General features: G+C 34.8%; 14 protein-coding genes and 1 pseudogene. 1 reads left to right on the top strand and 14 read right to left on the bottom strand.

The features are described from left to right. Positions 1-43: 43 nt before the first annotated feature. The 11 genes and pseudogenes from HT718_RS04935 to HT718_RS04985 form a co-directional block, all read right to left on the bottom strand. The gene (locus tag HT718_RS04935) at positions 44-622 is read right to left on the bottom strand and encodes a hypothetical protein (RefSeq protein WP_000282180.1); all 579 of its coding nucleotides are present in this window, start codon (positions 620-622) and stop codon (positions 44-46) included. Further along, positions 615-1355: a hypothetical protein gene (locus HT718_RS04940; RefSeq protein WP_000978835.1), complete on the bottom strand. Its 741-nt coding sequence runs from the start codon at positions 1353-1355 to the stop codon at positions 615-617. The genes HT718_RS04935 and HT718_RS04940 overlap by 8 nt, the downstream gene beginning before the upstream one ends. Next, positions 1352-2245, bottom strand: coding sequence for an ABC transporter ATP-binding protein (locus tag HT718_RS04945; protein WP_004247145.1), 894 nt, complete (start codon positions 2243-2245; stop codon positions 1352-1354). The genes HT718_RS04940 and HT718_RS04945 overlap by 4 nt, the downstream gene beginning before the upstream one ends. Beyond that, on the bottom strand, positions 2238-2501 hold the full coding sequence (locus tag HT718_RS04950) for a hypothetical protein (protein ID WP_000547915.1): 264 nt from the start codon (positions 2499-2501) through the stop codon (positions 2238-2240). The genes HT718_RS04945 and HT718_RS04950 overlap by 8 nt, the downstream gene beginning before the upstream one ends. After that, a complete protein-coding gene (locus HT718_RS04955) occupies positions 2488-3573 on the bottom strand; it encodes a radical SAM protein (RefSeq protein WP_004247143.1) in 1086 nt (361 codons plus the stop codon). The genes HT718_RS04950 and HT718_RS04955 overlap by 14 nt, the downstream gene beginning before the upstream one ends. Continuing rightward, positions 3563-4633, bottom strand: coding sequence for a radical SAM protein (locus HT718_RS04960; protein ID WP_001005773.1), 1071 nt, complete (start codon positions 4631-4633; stop codon positions 3563-3565). The genes HT718_RS04955 and HT718_RS04960 overlap by 11 nt, the downstream gene beginning before the upstream one ends. Before the next feature lie 334 nt (positions 4634-4967). Beyond that, the gene (locus HT718_RS04965) at positions 4968-5840 is read right to left on the bottom strand and encodes an Rgg/GadR/MutR family transcriptional regulator (RefSeq protein ID WP_000913377.1); all 873 of its coding nucleotides are present in this window, start codon (positions 5838-5840) and stop codon (positions 4968-4970) included. A gap of 250 nt (positions 5841-6090) precedes the next feature. Further along, positions 6091-6399: a DUF5966 family protein gene (locus HT718_RS04970; RefSeq protein ID WP_173267663.1), complete on the bottom strand. Its 309-nt coding sequence runs from the start codon at positions 6397-6399 to the stop codon at positions 6091-6093. Then, entirely contained in the window at positions 6392-6676 is a 285-nt protein-coding gene (locus HT718_RS04975) for a DUF5962 family protein (RefSeq protein ID WP_000969641.1), read from the bottom strand. The genes HT718_RS04970 and HT718_RS04975 overlap by 8 nt, the downstream gene beginning before the upstream one ends. A 75-nt stretch (positions 6677-6751) precedes the next feature. Beyond that, positions 6752-12981: pseudogene (locus tag HT718_RS04980) on the bottom strand (SNF2-related protein). Between the two features lie 47 nt (positions 12982-13028). Continuing rightward, positions 13029-13439 carry a thrombospondin type 3 repeat-containing protein gene (locus HT718_RS04985; protein ID WP_173267665.1) on the bottom strand — a complete coding sequence of 137 codons (411 nt, stop codon included), beginning with the start codon at positions 13437-13439 and terminating at the stop codon, positions 13029-13031. Between the two features lie 431 nt (positions 13440-13870). On the opposite strand from HT718_RS04985, the gene HT718_RS04990 reads away from it, so the two are divergent. Next, positions 13871-15127 carry an ISL3 family transposase gene (locus HT718_RS04990; RefSeq protein ID WP_173267667.1) on the top strand — a complete coding sequence of 419 codons (1257 nt, stop codon included), beginning with the start codon at positions 13871-13873 and terminating at the stop codon, positions 15125-15127. Between the two features lie 83 nt (positions 15128-15210). Here the strand turns inward: HT718_RS04990 and HT718_RS04995 are convergent, their stop codons facing one another. The 3 genes from HT718_RS04995 to HT718_RS05005 form a co-directional block, all read right to left on the bottom strand. After that, positions 15211-15423, bottom strand: coding sequence for a hypothetical protein (locus HT718_RS04995; RefSeq protein WP_173267669.1), 213 nt, complete (start codon positions 15421-15423; stop codon positions 15211-15213). Continuing rightward, the gene (locus HT718_RS05000) at positions 15420-15983 is read right to left on the bottom strand and encodes a DUF3990 domain-containing protein (RefSeq protein WP_173267670.1); all 564 of its coding nucleotides are present in this window, start codon (positions 15981-15983) and stop codon (positions 15420-15422) included. Before HT718_RS05000 ends, HT718_RS04995 begins: the two co-directional genes overlap by 4 nt. Positions 15984-16129: 146 nt before the next feature. After that, entirely contained in the window at positions 16130-16999 is an 870-nt protein-coding gene (locus HT718_RS05005) for a LysR family transcriptional regulator (RefSeq protein ID WP_033680329.1), read from the bottom strand. Positions 17000-17107 lie beyond the last annotated feature (108 nt).

Here is a 17107-nt window from a genome sequence, read left to right on the forward strand (position 1 = left end):
AAGTATCACAATAGAAAAAGGACTCTGCTTTAAAAAAGAATCCTTAATTTCTTATAAGCCAATCAAATAATTTCTTCAAATTCCCAAAACTCACCACTGGAAATACGAGCCCTGAGTAGAATAAGAGCACGGTGTTTAGAAAATCTACCAAGACTGAAATTCGTTGAAAGCGGATAGTCAGTCGAATCATGACAAGATAATAGCCGAGGAAAATCAGGAAAGCAATCAATACCACAAGCGGTCCTTGGAAACTGATGACCTTCAAAGAAAAGTGGGGTAGTAAATCCTGATGAATCAGCAGTAGGGTAATCCAGAAAATCAAAGACAACCAAACAAAGTAAACCACTGCTCGTTGCAGGTAAATTCTATACACTGATTGCAAAGCATACCGGGTGACAATAGATTGCCCCGACCGAATCTCGTACTCCAACTCCTCATTTCCCAAGTAAACCACATGAGTCAAGATGAAATAGTAATAAAAATAAGACAGCTGAAAGTCTGGATTTCCTCTCAAAAGGCTATAAAAACCAAGAATGAAAATGATGTGGTAGAGGGTGTCAAACAGGGTATCCGCCCAGCGTCTCCTGCGAAAGAGATAAAATCGCTTCACTTCATTATACATGGAACAAACTTCCCTTCTTTTTACCATAGTACAAACAAGTTTGAAAGCACAAGTAGCCCAAGAGCCAGTAAAACAAACCGTAGCCCAGTGATAGTAAAATAAGGAACCAACTTGGCTGACGGATAAAACTCACCAAAAGATGGAAAGGCAAACAACGAGATAAAGTAACCATCAAATGACTCGATGGCTCCTGAAAACCAACCAAAAAGAGAATCCCGTAAGCAAGGAGGCTGGTAATACTGGAAATTTTTGTAAAGACAAAGGAGAAACTGGCAAAGAGAAAACCCAGACCATAAAGGGAGGCAATGACCACAAAGGATAGAAGAAAGGGAACAACTGTATCAATCCAGTCAGCAGGAAAGGTAATCTGCTGAACCAAGGCAACCAAGCAAAACAAAGGAATGGACTTGACCAAGTCCAACAAAATCTGCACGATAATTTTGATAAAAAGCATGCCAAAGATGCTCCGCCGACTCTGAATCACGTTGATAATGGTGCGGTCTACAATCTCGTCCTCGATAAAATAGGTCGGATGGGTGATACTATGGCTAGAAAAATACCAAGTAAACAGCAAGATAAATAACTCAAAAGTATCTTGCTGGCTATCAAAATAGGTCAGAAAACCCGTAACCAAAAAGAAAATTCCCAGATTAGCAAAGAGAAGATTGACTTTGAACTGTTTGTATTCGCTGAGTTGGCGGCTAAACTCCCGCCCAATCGCTGCTAGCATCATTTGAGCACCTCATAAAGCAAATCTTCCAAAGAGGCATGTTCTCGGTTAAACTGCAAGACTTCCGTTTCTTCTAGCAATCGCCGATAAAAGTCTGGATTTCTGGTCTCTATCGAAATCCCATCCTCAAGCACCTTGTAGTCCAACTCAAGAAAGCTTTGTCTCAGCACGCTTTCTGCACTCTTAGCCAGAAGCAAGTGATAGACTTCATGCTGGTGGACAGTGCCAAAAATTTCCTCGAAGGTTCCGTCACGATATATCTGCCCCTCCTGAATCAGCACCACCCGAGTACTGATTTTCTCGATAAAACTAGCGTCATGACTGGTGATGAAAACACTAGCTTGATGGTGACGAGCATAATCCTGCAAAAGAGTCATTAGCTGTTTTTTGGCCAGTAAATCTAACCCATTGGTTGGCTCATCCAAACAGAGTACTTTCGGTTTTTGCACCAAGGCTAAGATTAAGGTTAATTTCTGACGATTGCCCTGGGACAGTTCCGAAACCAGCGTGTCTTTGTAAGGTGTAAAAGCCAGCTGATCACACAAAGCATCCACTTGTGCTTTGATATGAGACAAGGCAATCCCATTTAAGCCTATAAAATACTGGAGATTTTCCATAGCAGTTAAATAACTGTACAAACCCTGCCCGCTCTCCAAGACAAACTTGACCAGCGAATTGATTTTCTTAGAACGATTAGAAACGCCATGCACACGAACCTCTCCCTTATCCTGCAAGAAAATCCCTGCAAGAAGTTTGATGAAAGTTGACTTGCCAGCACCATTGCCACCAACAATGGAGATGATTTCACCTGAATCTGCCTGAAAATCAGGAATGTCTAACATCAACTTCTTGTGAAAACTCTTTTGAACTTGTGAAAATATTATGTTAGTCATTTAAGATAACCCCTATATTTAAAAGATTGCCTTTAATTTGTTCAATTATTTTTTCAAGATCTATATTTTCAGTATTATATCGTTTCTTTAAAGCATCTTGACAACTTTCCCTATTTCTTATACTTTCTAAAAAATGAAAATAGATTTCAGACACTTCATATAGTTCGCCACTAAATTTATTATATAGTATAGTCTTTTTATCTCCTTGAAAATTAGGTTCAAAACGAATAAACCACACTTTATTATTTATATGCATGTAAACTACACCTCATATCATAATCTTTATTAGACACACTCGCCAGAGCATAACAACCTCCGCCACAAAATTTATATAGTGAGCAGGATTTACATTTAGTATTTTTACTCCAATTTGTATGGTTTAATTCTTCTACTCCAGAATACCATACTTCATCAAAGGTATTATTCAGTAAATTCCCCATTTTATGTTTTTCATCGTGCAAAAACGGACAGGGATAAACATCACCATTCATATCTATCTCAAACTCTGTTTTTTGTGCCGGACAATATAGAGGGGAATGGTAATCATAACCTTTTTGAATAGCCAAAGACCACGGATGACAAAACGGAGCTGTTCTAAAAATTATTCCTTGTTCTCGATAAGTAGTTAATAATTCTTCATAATAAAGAAAATAATCAAGATCATTAGTTAACAATCGTTTACTCGTAGTGAATATTGATGATAATTGAATATATTTCAATTTATTAGATAAACAGAAATCAAAAATTTCTGGAAGCTCCATTATATTTAAAGAACTTATTACAATGTTAACTATGATATTTTCAAATTTATTTTGTTGTAATTTTTTACAAAAATTCACAATTTTAATTAAAGGATCTTCATCAATTAGATTTGGTCTCAATTTATTAAAATTCTTTATTGAGTCTAAACTAATTTGAATCGATGAAAATTTTTCAATATTATTTAATATATATTTTTCTGTAATAAGAGGAACTACACCTGTCGTATGTAGTTTAATCAAAATACCTAAACTATCAATATAATCAACAATTTTATCAAATTTCGGATGAAGAGTTGCTTCTCCCCCAGTCAAATAAACTTCGTATGGATATTGAGGTAATTTGGATAAAACAGTTTTCAAATTCTGATAACTTAAATATTCCGAATTCTTACTTACAAAACAATAGGGACATCTGAAATGACATTCATTAGTTATTTTCAGGCCAATCTTCAAAGGCGCAATTACTTTTTCATTATTTTGAGAACTTATCTTAGAATAGATATAAAATGGCAAGTCAAAACTTGACTCTATTTTTTTACATATTTCTATCAAATTTTCAGATTTCAAAGCTACACCTCCTAAAATCTGAAGCAATCTCAGGGTAGGAATTAAGATACCCAAATCCCGTGCAATAATCATTCAAGGTACACTGTGAACATTTTGTTCCCGCAGAACTATGAAACATAATAGAGGATTGAATCTGAAAATCCTTTGATAATAACTCGTCAGTCGTGTTAGAATATATATTCCCTATCTTTAGTTCTTTTATAGGAAAATGATCCATAAAATGGAATATATCCCCCTTTGCATCTATTGTCCAATGCAATAAATCTAAATTAAAACGAGAAATATCTTTAGAATTCTTCAATCTTCTAGCTTCTCTCGATTGAATTTCTATTGGATAAATTATTTCAAGATGCATTGTTTCTTTAGTTCCAGAATGCAGTTTTTTTATCTTTTCAGAATTTACAAGGTAGTCATCGTAATCAACTAACGGAATTAAGTTCTTCCCTCTTCTTAACGGATAAACTGGAGATATAGAAAACGAAGCTATTCCGATATCTCTCAACAATTCATATACTCCTAACATATCCTTAACATTTAGATGAGTAATAGTCATATTAACTCGAACATTAATGCCATAAGTCACAAGTAATTGGATATTTTCCACCACATGCTTGAAATCATCAACACCTCTCTGTTTCATGTAACTCTTTTCTAAACCGTCCAAACTCACTTGAACATAATCATTTTTATCAAAAATTTTGGATAGTCTATTCACAGATTCTTCTGTAAATAAAACAGCATTTGTGAATAACTCAACAATTGGAAAATTATTTTTTGCATATTGAACTATTGAAAACCAATCTTCATGTACTAAAGGTTCTCCTCCTGTTATGGTTAAATGAAGAGGTTGAAGTTGTTTAAGTTTATCAAGTGCAGATATAACGTCATTTAATGACGGTATCACCCCCTCATTTTTTCCAGCCCAACAGTGAACACAACGTTGATTACATCTCTCAATAATTTTATAACCTACGTAGATAGGTTTTATTGCATTATTTAACGATAAATCTTTTGTTAAATAGAAACGATTAAAAACTTCTAACCAAGTTCTCTCATTCATAAAATGCACCAAGTTTCTTAATTAAATAAAAATTAAGAGAATTTTAATAACACCTATATTTATATATGGGAATTAAAATTCTCTCATTTCACCTTACAAATATCATCGCTAATCAATATAAAGCTCATTAATGCCCGTGTGACTTAGACAATGATTTGTATAACTTAATCTTTTCGCAATCAATTTTTTCTACCGATAAATCGATTGCTGTTAGTTCATGTTTCTCTAAACTAGCCATTACTATCCCTCCCTTACTTCAAATTGAATTTGTAAGCTTACGAGCATAGTTTATCACTTTATAAATCTAATTCTATTTTGTCCCAAATCTGCACTTTCATTTATCATCTGATAAAGGTGCTAATATTTTAATTAAATGCTCCTCATATCTTTCTGCAAGTTTCTCACATTCTGCTGCGCGCATAAATCCAATTACTTTTCTCATTTTTAGGATTGATTTTGTTGTCTGTTCTTTTTTAAATTCATAGAAAGAGCGTGCATATGTAAAAATCAACCGTTCATAAATTTCGGATTCATCAAAATAAAAATGCGAAATTTGTTTTTCAAAATATTTTGCATCCGTTAGATAATCTCTTTCAATACAAATGATAAAAGCATTTAGAGCCATACTAGCGATTACTCTTCTATAACTAGGTATGTCATGATAAAACTCAGTTCTATGTAACATCTCTTTAGATAATAATAGAAATGTTTCATGATTGAAAATATACATGATATTTCCAAATAATAAAATTTCAAACATTCCCCAATAATCAACACTAAATAAGTAATCGGTTATTCTGTTTATATCCGTATCGCTGAAATATTCTTCGTTAGAAAGTTCTTGTAATTTTATTTTTAAAAAAATAATTTCGATTGTTGAAAAAATAGATAAATCATCATTTTCCATGAGTTTAATCAACATTTTATGTAATTTAGCCACGTTTCTCTTAAGGAAACACTGCTTAACTTCATCTATAAGTTGATAAAAGTGATCTCTTTTAAAATCATTAGCTGCAAACATAAATTCCTCGATGGGAACATTTATCTGTTCAAGAGCCAACAAAAATTTTGTTATCGTTAAATCTGTCTCCCCCTTTTCAAACCTAGACAGCTGTGAACGTGATATTCCTTTGTGCTCAATCTCTCTAAGAGTAATTTTTCTTGATTCTCTAAATAATTTATATATTTCTCCAAATTTTTTTAACATCCTATACCTCCATGAGCAAATATGGGACAAATCTCAAATAAAATCTATCCATGTGATAAAATATGACTAGATTATACCATAATAATTAAAGTTTTTATTAATTTATTAAAGGAGGTTTCACATGAATATTCCCAAAAGAAGATTCATAATGATTTTACTTGAAATCATCATTATCATCGCCTTATAATTACAATTCTGTAATTTAGCCCCTATATAAAAAACAGCTGAACAATTTTGTTCAACTGTTTTTTTACTCTCTTTTCCAACTGATAATTTTTAAAATACCAAAGACAAGAAAGGCTAGATTAAAAGTTACATAAAATACTGTAAAACTGATCAGACCATTCTGGGATAAATCTTCCATATAAAGGGTCGGTTCAGTAAAGAACAGATAAATTCCATAGCCCTCCACGAAAATAAGAAAACTGACAAAACCAATCAGGAAAAGTCCACTGGCAATAAGAAAGAGTCTCCATAAAAGAATGAGAATTCCTCCTACTGCTAAAAAAATTACTGGGATAAGGAGTAAATCATTCATGACTTTCTCCTTTCTAGTCAATCAATTGACGATAATGGGTGGCAAGAGAGGAATCAAACTCTTCTAATTTTTGAACTAAGTCCAAATACTCCTCTTTTTCATATTCTTCAAAGTCCACACCTCGATGATTTTGAAGAGCGATTTCCAATTGACTAGTGAGTTCTCGTTTAGAAAAGCTGTAATCCCCTGTCACTTCCTCATAATGTTCCTTTAACTCCTTGTATGCTTGGTATTCTTCAGGGGTTTGAAATCCCTGTACCAAAGCCTCTTCTAATTGATAATAGGTATCTTCCATCATAATCGTTACCTCGTTTCTTTCTATCTTTATTTTACCGCGCTTTTCTTTTCTTGTCCGCTATTTATATCTATTTTTTTAATCCAATTCAAAAAAAAGTTGTTCTTGCTTTTCGTTTCCTTTTTCGTGGAATTGTCTTAAGGCCTGATCAATAATATCTAAATCCGTTTCTGTTTCAATCAATGGCGCGAGTACATCGTATTCGGCCTTTTTAGTTTGATAATCCTCTTCCTTTGGAAAATTTTTCTCAATTTCTACCTTAGCAGTATTCCATTTATCCTTTAATTCATCCAATAAGTTCTGAGTTTTCACTTGGTCCTCTTTAATGTGATCAATCGTATGCTGAAGCCTTTGAATGGTCCCCAAAGGAGAATACAAATCTAAACTGACAGAATACTGATTTTCTCCTACAATCTTAACAGAGAAGGTTTCAGGAAGAGGTTGATTTGTTGGAAGACTAAGCATTTTAATGTCAAATCCTCGGTAACTTGCTAGGGTTCGGAATTCTTTGCTGTCAGCTTGATTATGACGGATAAGACGGTGTAGGGATTCCCCTGCTTCAGCTCCTTGCTCAAAAACTTTCTTGCCTACTGTCATAGAAAATGCCTGGTCTTTCGATATTTCAGACTGTTGAATGTCGACTTCATACTTGCTTAATCGTTTCTCTAGAATGGGTATATTTTCTTCACAGTAAGAGATTGTATGACGATAGTGATCCTTGCTGCGTTGAAAGGCGCGTCTCTGATTTTCTAATAGAGTTAGATCATTCTCTAGTTCCATCTTATATTTGAGATAAGGATTACCTGTTGCTAGTGCCTTAAAATCAGAAGCTGTCATGGTCTGCTCATCAATGTCTTCTGCAGCACGAATTGGCTCCTTAGAAGTCATAATCTGCTTAATATAACGTAGTTTGTTCTCCTGAGTTGCCCATAGATAATTATCAAACGAACCTTTGGTAATATAGTGGTAAATATCCACTTCCTTGTTTTCATTTCCCTGTCGGATAATACGTCCATTGCGTTGCTGGATGTCACTTGGTCTCCACGGAACATCCAGGTGATGAACTGCTTTCATCTTGCTCTGAACATTTAAACCTGTTCCTCCTTTTTCAGTTGAGGCAAGGAGAATCCGCACCTCTCCTGCATTAACCTTTCGAGACAAACTATTCTTCTTTTCATCACTATTGGCATCATGTACAAAGGCAATTTCCTTACTAGGGATTCCCCTATCAACTAATAAAGCCTTAATCTCAGAATAAACATCAAAGCCATTATCCTTTTTCTTAGGTGTTCCAATATCTGAAAAAATCATCTGAGTAGCCTTATTTTCCATTCCCTCACGATAAATTCTTTCAACATTATCCACTACCTGAAGCAGTTTATGATTGTCTGCTAGACTATAACTAGAGTCCAACAAACGCATATCAATAGCTAGTTTCCGTGCCTCACCTGTTATCTTTAACATGTTATCCTGGCTCGGATCAACTGTTCCACATTTGACCATATCTGACCTCATAACCAATTCTTCTAAATAGAGTTTCTGGTTTTCAGTTAACTCACTCTCAATTGGGATAATATGAGCTTCTGGAACAGGTAAATCCAACATATCTTGTGTTTGAATGTCGGCTGTTTCTTTATAGATTTTCATCAACTCAGGAAGATTGACAAACTTTTTAAATCGTTTCTTAGGTTGGTACTTATCCCCTGTAGGAGCTAATTCCATAGAATTTTGAATTTCTCCAAAAGCACCTACCCAAGAGTCAAAATAATCAACTTGATAGCGTTTTAAGATATCCGGTTGAATGTAGTTCATCATAGTATACAACTCACTAATAGAATTGGAAACAGGTGTTCCTGTCGCAAAGACAATATTTTTAAAATCATGTTCTTCCTGAATCTGTCGAACCTTCATTTCCATATCTACGTTCTTCTTAGAGGTTGTATTGGTAATCCCTGCTACATTCCCAAGTCCAGTAATTGGACGAATATTTTTAAAGTGATGTGCTTCATCCACAAAGAGAAAATCAATTCCTAAGTTCTCAAAATCAATAAAACTATCACGATTGAAACGTTGGAGTTCTTCCAATTGTTTCTCTAGACCACTTATTGATTGTTCTGCTTCTTTAACAGTATACTTATTTTCAGAATGTGTTTTAATCTCTCGTAGTTCATTGAGTTTATCCTCAATATAGTTCATCTGTCTTTCCTTACTGACAGGGATTTTTTCAAATTGAGAATCCCCAATGACAATGGCATCGTAATCTCCTGTAATAATACGTGACACAAATTGTTTTCTTCTCGCCTTCACAAAATCTTTCTTAGTGGTCACAAAGACCTTTTTAGTAGGGAAAAATTTCATGATTTCTTGGCCAAATTGAGGAGACAAACTAGAAGGTACTACATACAAGGGCTTATGAACCATCCCCAACTCCTTTAATTTAAACCCAGCACCAAGCATGGTCAAGGTCTTTCCTGAACCTACCTCATGAGCTAACAAGGCTCTTTTTTCTTCTACAATTCTTTGAATGGCATTCTCTTGATGAGGACGAAGACTGATGTTTTGTGCCAAGCCATCAATGACTAGATGGCTACCGTCATACTCTCGACTAACCGTTCGATTATAAAGACGATTATAGCTTTCCTCAATGACTTGTTGGACTTCTGGATACTGTGAGACAAATTCTTGAAAGAGCTCTTGTAAATGCTGCTCTTTTGCTCTTAGAACAGAGGTTTTTTCCAAATCTGTGATGGTCTTTTTCTTTTCTCCTTCCGTAACAGTTATGGTAATCGTCGGTTGGTTCGAATTTAGTAAATTCTCAAAAATCTTTCTTCCTGTATCATAACGTGACCCACTGACTCCAAGACTACTATCTTTGGCACTTGGATAGCGATAAGCAAATGATGTCCTTAAATGAACCTGGCCATCGACAGGATTCACTTCAATGACTTGGTCAACATCAGGCGAAGACAATTCAAATTCACGATTGGTAAAACATTCAAAAGCAAATTTACCATAAACGGATTGAGGAATCCAACGTGACCCTATTTTAAACTCAATATCTGCCAGATGAATCCTTGGAGGGCGAACAGATTCTAACAAATCTAAAGCGTGATTCCAATCATATTCTTGGTTGTTTTCCTCCACTAATAGTTGAACTACTTCTATCTTGTTGAGAATGTCTCCTGATAAAAACTGGTTCTTAGAAAGATATTTTCTTTCCCCTCTTAAATAGCTTTCTGGATCTATTAAAATCTGGTCACCTAACTCATCTAAAATAGCAGCTTGGCTATGTTCGGGATAAATTGATACCATATAGTCTAAATCAACCCCTCTACCATCCGATAAACTAGAGTTTAAGGCATCTAAAGCCGTTGAAACTCTTGTAATCACTCTCTCTGGCCTAACCAATGCTTTCTCAAAGGCTAAAGATTTTTTATATTTTACTTTCTGATCTTTAGAATCAATGTATTCATCTTCTAAACTTGCTAGTAAAGAATACTTATCGTCACTATCAAATAAGTTCCGATTGACTGAGGCATTCAAGTATCCAAATTGACTTACAAAGCGGTCATAGTCACGATTGAGTTTACTAAGTAATACCTGAAAATCTGTCCGACTATAATCTGGATGGCGTTGAATTTCAATTAAGGATTGATAGGTCTCTCTCAAATCAACCATGCCCTTAATACGACTAATATCCTTATCCGATAAGGGACTTTCATAAAAGACAGTTTTTTTGAACAAGCCCTTATATTTCCCTCTTTTACTCGCTTCTTCTGACTTGTATACATCTAGTGCTTCCTCATCTGTCAAATGAAGTTGCACGAACCGATCTATTTTATGTTCAGACAAAGAACTGTCCCAGGCTTTAAACTCTCCCTTCTCATCTACATAATAACTAATTTCGTCTACTTTTGAACTTTTCCGAATGCCATGCGTATCTCGGTAATAAATTTGATTTCCCTCATATCCAAAAGAATAGAGCGCTAAGTCCTCACGTATACGACTTGGAATAGAATGATCTACTTCTTCTTGGATAAAAACAGGTGCTTTCAAAGAATTGTCAATTTGTTTAGGTGCTTCCACATTCTCGAATGCTTTCATTATGTCAGTAGCTAATGTTTCTGATACCCCCTTAACATTGAGGGTTCCTCCATTAAAATTACGTACCTCATATTCACCCAAAACTTGTGTATTGTATTTCCCATCAAAATAAGGATTGATCCAGACACGCTTATCCTCTTCAAAAGAAATAGAGCCACTAAAGACAAGTTCCTCCTCATTAAGATTCTTTGCTTGATCCTTTTGAAAGAAGAGGAGGTCTGTGGTCACTCGAGTACCTGCAATGCTTTTAAAAGCCGTATCTGGCAACCGACCCCCCCTAAAAAATGAGTGTAGGATTCAATCTCTTGTAAGACATTATCTGTCCGCTTATCCATTGTGCCAATAGAAGAGATAATCGAAACTTGTCCTCCATCTCTTACTAAATCAAGTGAGTGTTTGACAAAGTAATCATGAATCATATAAGGTTTATCATAGTTTTTATCGGCAATCCGAAAATTTCCAAATGGAACATTCGTTAATACTAAATCAAAACTATTATTTTGATAGGGAACTTCTTCAAATCCTCGCACTTCAATATGGGTATTGGGGTGGAGTTGTTTTGCGATTGCGCCTGTCACACTGTCTAATTCAACCCCATAGAGTTCTGATTTATCTCGTATACTTCTAGGCATAGCCGCAAAGAAGTTCCCAGTCCCCATAGAAGGATCTAATATCCTTCCTCCCTCAAAACCATCATCCAGTAACTTTTGCCAAATCTGGCGAATAATCATTGGGTCTGTATAATAGGCTGTGAGAGAACTTTGTTTCATAGCGGAGTATTCTGATTTACTTACTAAACTCTTAAGAGTTAAACGTTCTGTTTCATACTTTGGATTGAGTTCATCGAAAAATTCATTGGCAAGACCACCCCATCCAACATACTTGGCTAGTAGCTCTTGTTCTTTTGGATTCGCTTGTCGTCCCTTTTTTTCTAATCTTTTAACAAGTTCAATTGCGGCGATATTCGTTTCAATTTTTTCTCGATTTGTCTTAGGATAAAAGTCCTCTAAATCATCTGGAAAAACAAAATCTTGAACGGGGACATCCGTCTCTTCTATATCTGAAATAAGCGTTTCTGTTTCCTTATCCTTTTCCTTTTCATTATCCTTTTCATTATCCTCTTCCAGATAGGAAAACAGATCTATTTCCTGGCTTTCACTTGGTGATTCCATCTCAATCTCTGAATCTTCTTTTTCAAGTTCTACATGAGACAATACTTGTTCAATCTCTTCCAAACTGTTCAAGTATAAGATAGGATTCTCTTCAAATAACTGGTTGGAATCATTGAATAGCTCTAGGCGAACTAAGTCATTTAACTGTGCATTTTCAATCGAAACCAACTGAAATACTTGTCCTTTATAACTTACTTGTGAACCGATTGGATATTCCCTCAAAGCTTCTTCTACAATTTTATCTACTTTAGAAAAAGAGTTCGTTTCTTCCGTTTCCTGTTCAATATCACTTGAAGGAGATAAAGATTCCTCTACTTGATTAGACTTTTCTCTTCTAGCTTTTACATCATCAAAATGAGTAATAATCTTCAGCTTTTGTGTCAGTGGTAGTTGTTTGTAGTTTTCTTCATGATGGACAAAATCCGTAACAGTATCTAAAGTAGCCATCAATTCTGAACCCAAATAGGCTAGAACATCTCCTTCTTTTTCTTCAAAATGATTCTCAAGAACCTCTTTTTTTAGTTCTTTGGAATCAACCATTAGAAGAAACTCCTCTATATCTCTACTAATGCGGTCAGATAGATTATTCGCAACCCGATAGACATTGACTAAATTGACATCCTGATTCTGATGAAATACAAGCTCACTTAATTGTTCTAACTTCTCTTTTTCAGATTGGATATAAAATCGAGTGGAAAGATTATAGGATGCGACTTCTAGCACCAAGTTTTTCTCAAAATTACTTAATTGAGATAATTTACTTAGACCTGCTTGTCCAAAATTTCTTGTGTAAGTTTCTAAATCTTGTTCATTATTTTCAGAACTGGCCTCTAGAAAAGAAACAATATCTTGATAAAACGAGTAGACATGAGGAATCTCTTCTATCTTGCCCTCTTCAGTCAAAAAATTCTCTACCAAATCCTGCCATTTCTCATCAAAATGTTGCGCTTGATAACGAAGAAATAGGTCCATTTTCTCCCTATCTTTTGGAATTGTTCCACGAAACATAGCCAATAATTGTATTACTTCCATACTCGCTCCTTTCATCTATATGAAAATAGGAGAATCACATGATTCCCCTACAACTCTATCTCCATTTCAACCTCTTGAGGACTGGTTTCTAAATCACTAGACAAAAGAGAAACAGAATCTGTTCTCATGTAGTAAGTATATAAGTCTTCAAGGTCTTGTTCGTTTTCAATCCCTGTTTCAATACTAATAAGAGCCTGTATAAATTCCTTGTAGTGACTCTCCATCATATCTGAAATCTTTTGTTTCATTTCCATTAATACTGAAGATGGTTCAGTTATACTTGTTTGGTCTATGTCTTGTAAATCCTTTTCTAAGGGATTGGTTCCTTCTTCTACTTCCACTAAATCTGAACGACCATCACCATCAGAATCTGCGCTAAGAGGATTGGTGCCTAGCGCCAATTCTTGAGCATCAGTCAGTCCATCTTGATCCGAATCACGTTGATAAATGGCTTCCATATACTTCCTTCTTTCCTAGTTAATCTTTTTTCACTCCAATCCTACCAAATATTCCTTGAAAGAAGTATCACAAATCGAGTAGGGGATAATCTCTAGCCCCTCTCACACCACCGTATGTGCCGTTCGGTATACGGCTGTTCAACTAACTTTTAACGCATGTCGTTCAAGGTAATAATCCAAACACGAAACCAGTCCACGTTTTTCGCGGGTGCCCACGAAGGACTTACACCTCAGATGCACGACATGCCCGTCGTACACAAAAAATGGTTCATTACCTAATATGGTAATGAACCGTTTTTGAGAATATAGGCTCTATAATATTTGTAGTGGGTAAATCCCCTATGGATATTATGGAGCCTATTTTGTTGTAGAAAAAAAGTCCCATAAGATCTATAATGAAAAGCAACCAAACCATCATTAGAAAGAATCCTATGGAACAATTACATTTTATCACAAAACTACTCGATATTAAAGACCCCAATATCCAAATTATGGATGTTATTAATAGGGACACACATAAAGAAATCATCGCTAAATTGGATTATGAGACTCCATATTGTCCTGATTGCGGAAGTCTAATGAAGAAATATGACTTTCAAAAACCGTCTAAGGTTCCTTACCTTGAAACGACTGGTATGCCTACTAGAATTCTCCTTAGAAAGCGTCGATTCAAGTGCTATCAGTGCTCGAAAATGATGGTAGCTGAGACTTCTCTCGTCAAGAAGAATCACCAAATCCCTCGTATCATCAACCAAAAGATTGCCCAGAAGCTAATTGAGAAGACTTCTATGACCGATATTGCCCATCAGCTGTCTATTTCAACTTCAACTGTTATTCGCAAGCTCAATGACTTCTGTTTTAAGTCTGATTTTTCTTACCTCCCTGAGATTATGTCCTGGGACGAATATGCCTTCACTAAGGGAAAGATGAGTTTCATTGCTCAAGATTTTGATAAGCTCAATATTATCACTGTTCTTGAGGGTAGAACACAAACTATCATAAGAAATCATTTTCTGCGCTACAATCGCTCTATTCGTTGTCAGGTGAAAATCATTACTATGGATATGTTTAGTCCTTACTATGACTTGGCTAAACATCTTTTTCCGTATGCCAAAATCGTTCTAGATCGCTTCCACATTGTACAACATCTTAGTCGTGCTATGAGTCGTGTTCGTGTCCAAATCATGAAGCAATTTGAGCGAAAATCTCATGAATATAAGGCTATCAAGCGCTACTGGAAACTCATTCAACAGGATAGCCGTAAACTGAGTGATAAGCGATTTTATCGCCCTACTTTTCGCATGCACTTAACCAATAAAGAGATTATTGACAAGCTTTTGAGCTATTCAGAAGACTTGAAACACCACTATCATCTCTATCAACTCTTGCTTTTTCACTTTCAGAATAAGGAACCGGAGAAATTTTTCGGACTCATTGAGGAAAATCTAAAGAAAGTTCATCCTCTTTTTAAGACTGTCTTTAAAACCTTTCTAAAGAACAAAGAGAAAATCGTCGATGCCCTTAAGTTACACTATTCTAATGCCAAATTAGAAGCAACCAATAATCTCATCAAACTTATCAAACGCAATGCCTTTGGTTTTCGGAACTTTGAAAACTTCAAAAAACGGATTTTTATCGCTCTGAATATCAAAAAAGAAAGGACGAAATTTGTCCTTTCTCGAGCTTAGCTTTTCTTCAACCCACTACAGTTGACAAAGAGCCAGAATATAAAGAAAGATTTGGATTTGATAAACCTAACTCAAATTACTTATTAATGTACTGAGTAACGTTTTGCAATATCCGCGATATTATCAGCGATAAGGTCTGAAGTCAAATGAGAGCCTCCATTATCCAACTCTTCAAACCAATTCTTCAATACAACATTTGTGACAGAAGAAACAGTATCAGGAGTAATGTGATAATTCTTCTGTAAAAACTGTTCTACCTCAACTCTAAGAGCTTGTTTTTCATTTGTCAAAATCATATCGTTTCCTCCTGAACTAAGATCAGTTTATTTGCAATTTCTTGATCACATATACAAAGTTGTGTATCACCCTGATATTTTCCCAAAAGAATATCAGCGGTTTTTTCTAAGGAATTTATTCCCTCGAAATAGTCATCTAAAGTGACTTTCAAACGAGTAACTTGACCATCAAGAACTGGGCCAAATACTGCTGAAAAATTATGAATATTAATTCCAGCCTTAGCGTCTAACTCCAATCTATTTTTATAAACAAACTGAAAGTATTCTTTATCAATTTCAAAAATCTTCGTTTCAACATCATTAGAATCTTGAAACTGATAACTTAAAACAACAGGCTTTACGTTTGGATTAAAAGGAAGTTCATCTTTTGATTTTCGCTGAGCCCATTTAACAGCCTGATCAAATTTAGATGTCACATAAAATCCTATACCAAAATCACAGTTCCGTTTACTATGATAAACATTTATTCCATCTTTTAAAGATGGAACCTGAGTAGATGTCGTTCCGTGATACCAAACGGCTGTGTTGCTAAATTGATTACTAAAGCTTAACTCTTCCATAAATTAATTATATCATTTTACTATAATTTATGCACGTACTATTTTATAAATTTCATCTCTCATTAACTATTTTCCGTTTCAGTCATTAATCCATTGATTAATATGTAAATCAAAAAATCACTAATAGTATCAGTTACCTTTGATTCTTAAATTGAATTTTGCTCCTTTAAAATAAAGTCTTTAAACGCATTATTGAAAATAGTGATAGCTTTAGAAGCTTTTCTGCTCATTAAGTAAGTAAAAGAAACGGGGGTGGTTACTGTAGTGGTTTCAAGATGAGCAATCTTATCTGTAAAAGTCTTTTTTAAGTAAAGGGGCAGAAAGGAAATGCCTTGATTCATTTCTATTAGTTTGGCAGTTACTGTAATATCATTGATAGTAGTGAAATCGGCTTCTGGAACTAGCTCAATGATTTCTTTTTTTAGATTTTCCCAATAGACGGGGTGGTTATCGGATAATATTTTATAGTTTTTAAATAATTGTAATTCGTCGCATTTGACTGTTGTTTTAGGATAAAAGAGGGCAATCTTTCCTTCACAAATTTGTTCGGATATGATTTTTTTACTATATGGAACTTCTCTATCAATACCAATATCGAATGTATTCGTTTCAATAGCTTGTTCAATATGGCTATTTAGCACGGATACAGAGATATCAATATCTGGATAGCGCTGAAAGAATTCTTGTAAAAATTGTGGTAAAAGGTATGTGGCAATGTAAGGAGATACGGCAATTTCTATATGAAATTGTTGTTTTTTATTTTGTAGCCTAATCTTTTGAATACTTTGCTCATAGGTTTGTATAAGATTTTCAGCAATCTCTATAAATTCTCTTCCAACAGCAGTTAGTGTCAAGTTTCTTCCCACTGTTTCGAAAAGTTGAACTTGAAGGTGCTTTTCTAATTTCTTAATTTGTTGATGTAGCGTTGGTTCGGTAAGAAATAGCTCTTCGCTGGCTTTACGATAATTGAGATGTTTTGATAATACCAAAAAAGTGTAATACCAATCTAAGTTCATAGTTACTCCTATTTATAAATTTTTTCTTAATGATTTCTAAACTTTTTTCAAATTTTAAAATACCTTGATATAGTATACCATATTATTACAGATAGGAGCTCGTATCTA

This window comes from Streptococcus sp. 714 (assembly GCF_013277115.1).
Lineage (GTDB): Bacteria > Bacillota > Bacilli > Lactobacillales > Streptococcaceae > Streptococcus.

Bases quoted from the DNA above. Each gene is read 5' to 3' on its own strand.
- HT718_RS04945 (WP_004247145.1), bottom strand. From the start codon at position 2,245: ATGACTAACATAATATTTTCACAAGTTCAAAAGAGTTTTCACAAGAAG.
- HT718_RS04985 (WP_173267665.1), bottom strand. From the start codon at position 13,439: ATGGAAGCCATTTATCAACGTGATTCGGATCAAGATGGACTGACTGAT.
- HT718_RS04935 (WP_000282180.1), bottom strand. From the start codon at position 622: ATGTATAATGAAGTGAAGCGATTTTATCTCTTTCGCAGGAGACGCTGG.
- HT718_RS04965 (WP_000913377.1), bottom strand. From the start codon at position 5,840: ATGTTAAAAAAATTTGGAGAAATATATAAATTATTTAGAGAATCAAGA.
- HT718_RS04975 (WP_000969641.1), bottom strand. From the start codon at position 6,676: ATGATGGAAGATACCTATTATCAATTAGAAGAGGCTTTGGTACAGGGA.
- HT718_RS04995 (WP_173267669.1), bottom strand. From the start codon at position 15,423: ATGATTTTGACAAATGAAAAACAAGCTCTTAGAGTTGAGGTAGAACAG.
- HT718_RS04940 (WP_000978835.1), bottom strand. From the start codon at position 1,355: ATGATGCTAGCAGCGATTGGGCGGGAGTTTAGCCGCCAACTCAGCGAA.
- HT718_RS04990 (WP_173267667.1), top strand. From the start codon at position 13,871: ATGGAACAATTACATTTTATCACAAAACTACTCGATATTAAAGACCCC.
- HT718_RS04950 (WP_000547915.1), bottom strand. From the start codon at position 2,501: ATGCATATAAATAATAAAGTGTGGTTTATTCGTTTTGAACCTAATTTT.
- HT718_RS04960 (WP_001005773.1), bottom strand. From the start codon at position 4,633: ATGAATGAGAGAACTTGGTTAGAAGTTTTTAATCGTTTCTATTTAACA.
- HT718_RS05005 (WP_033680329.1), bottom strand. From the start codon at position 16,999: ATGAACTTAGATTGGTATTACACTTTTTTGGTATTATCAAAACATCTC.
- HT718_RS05000 (WP_173267670.1), bottom strand. From the start codon at position 15,983: ATGGAAGAGTTAAGCTTTAGTAATCAATTTAGCAACACAGCCGTTTGG.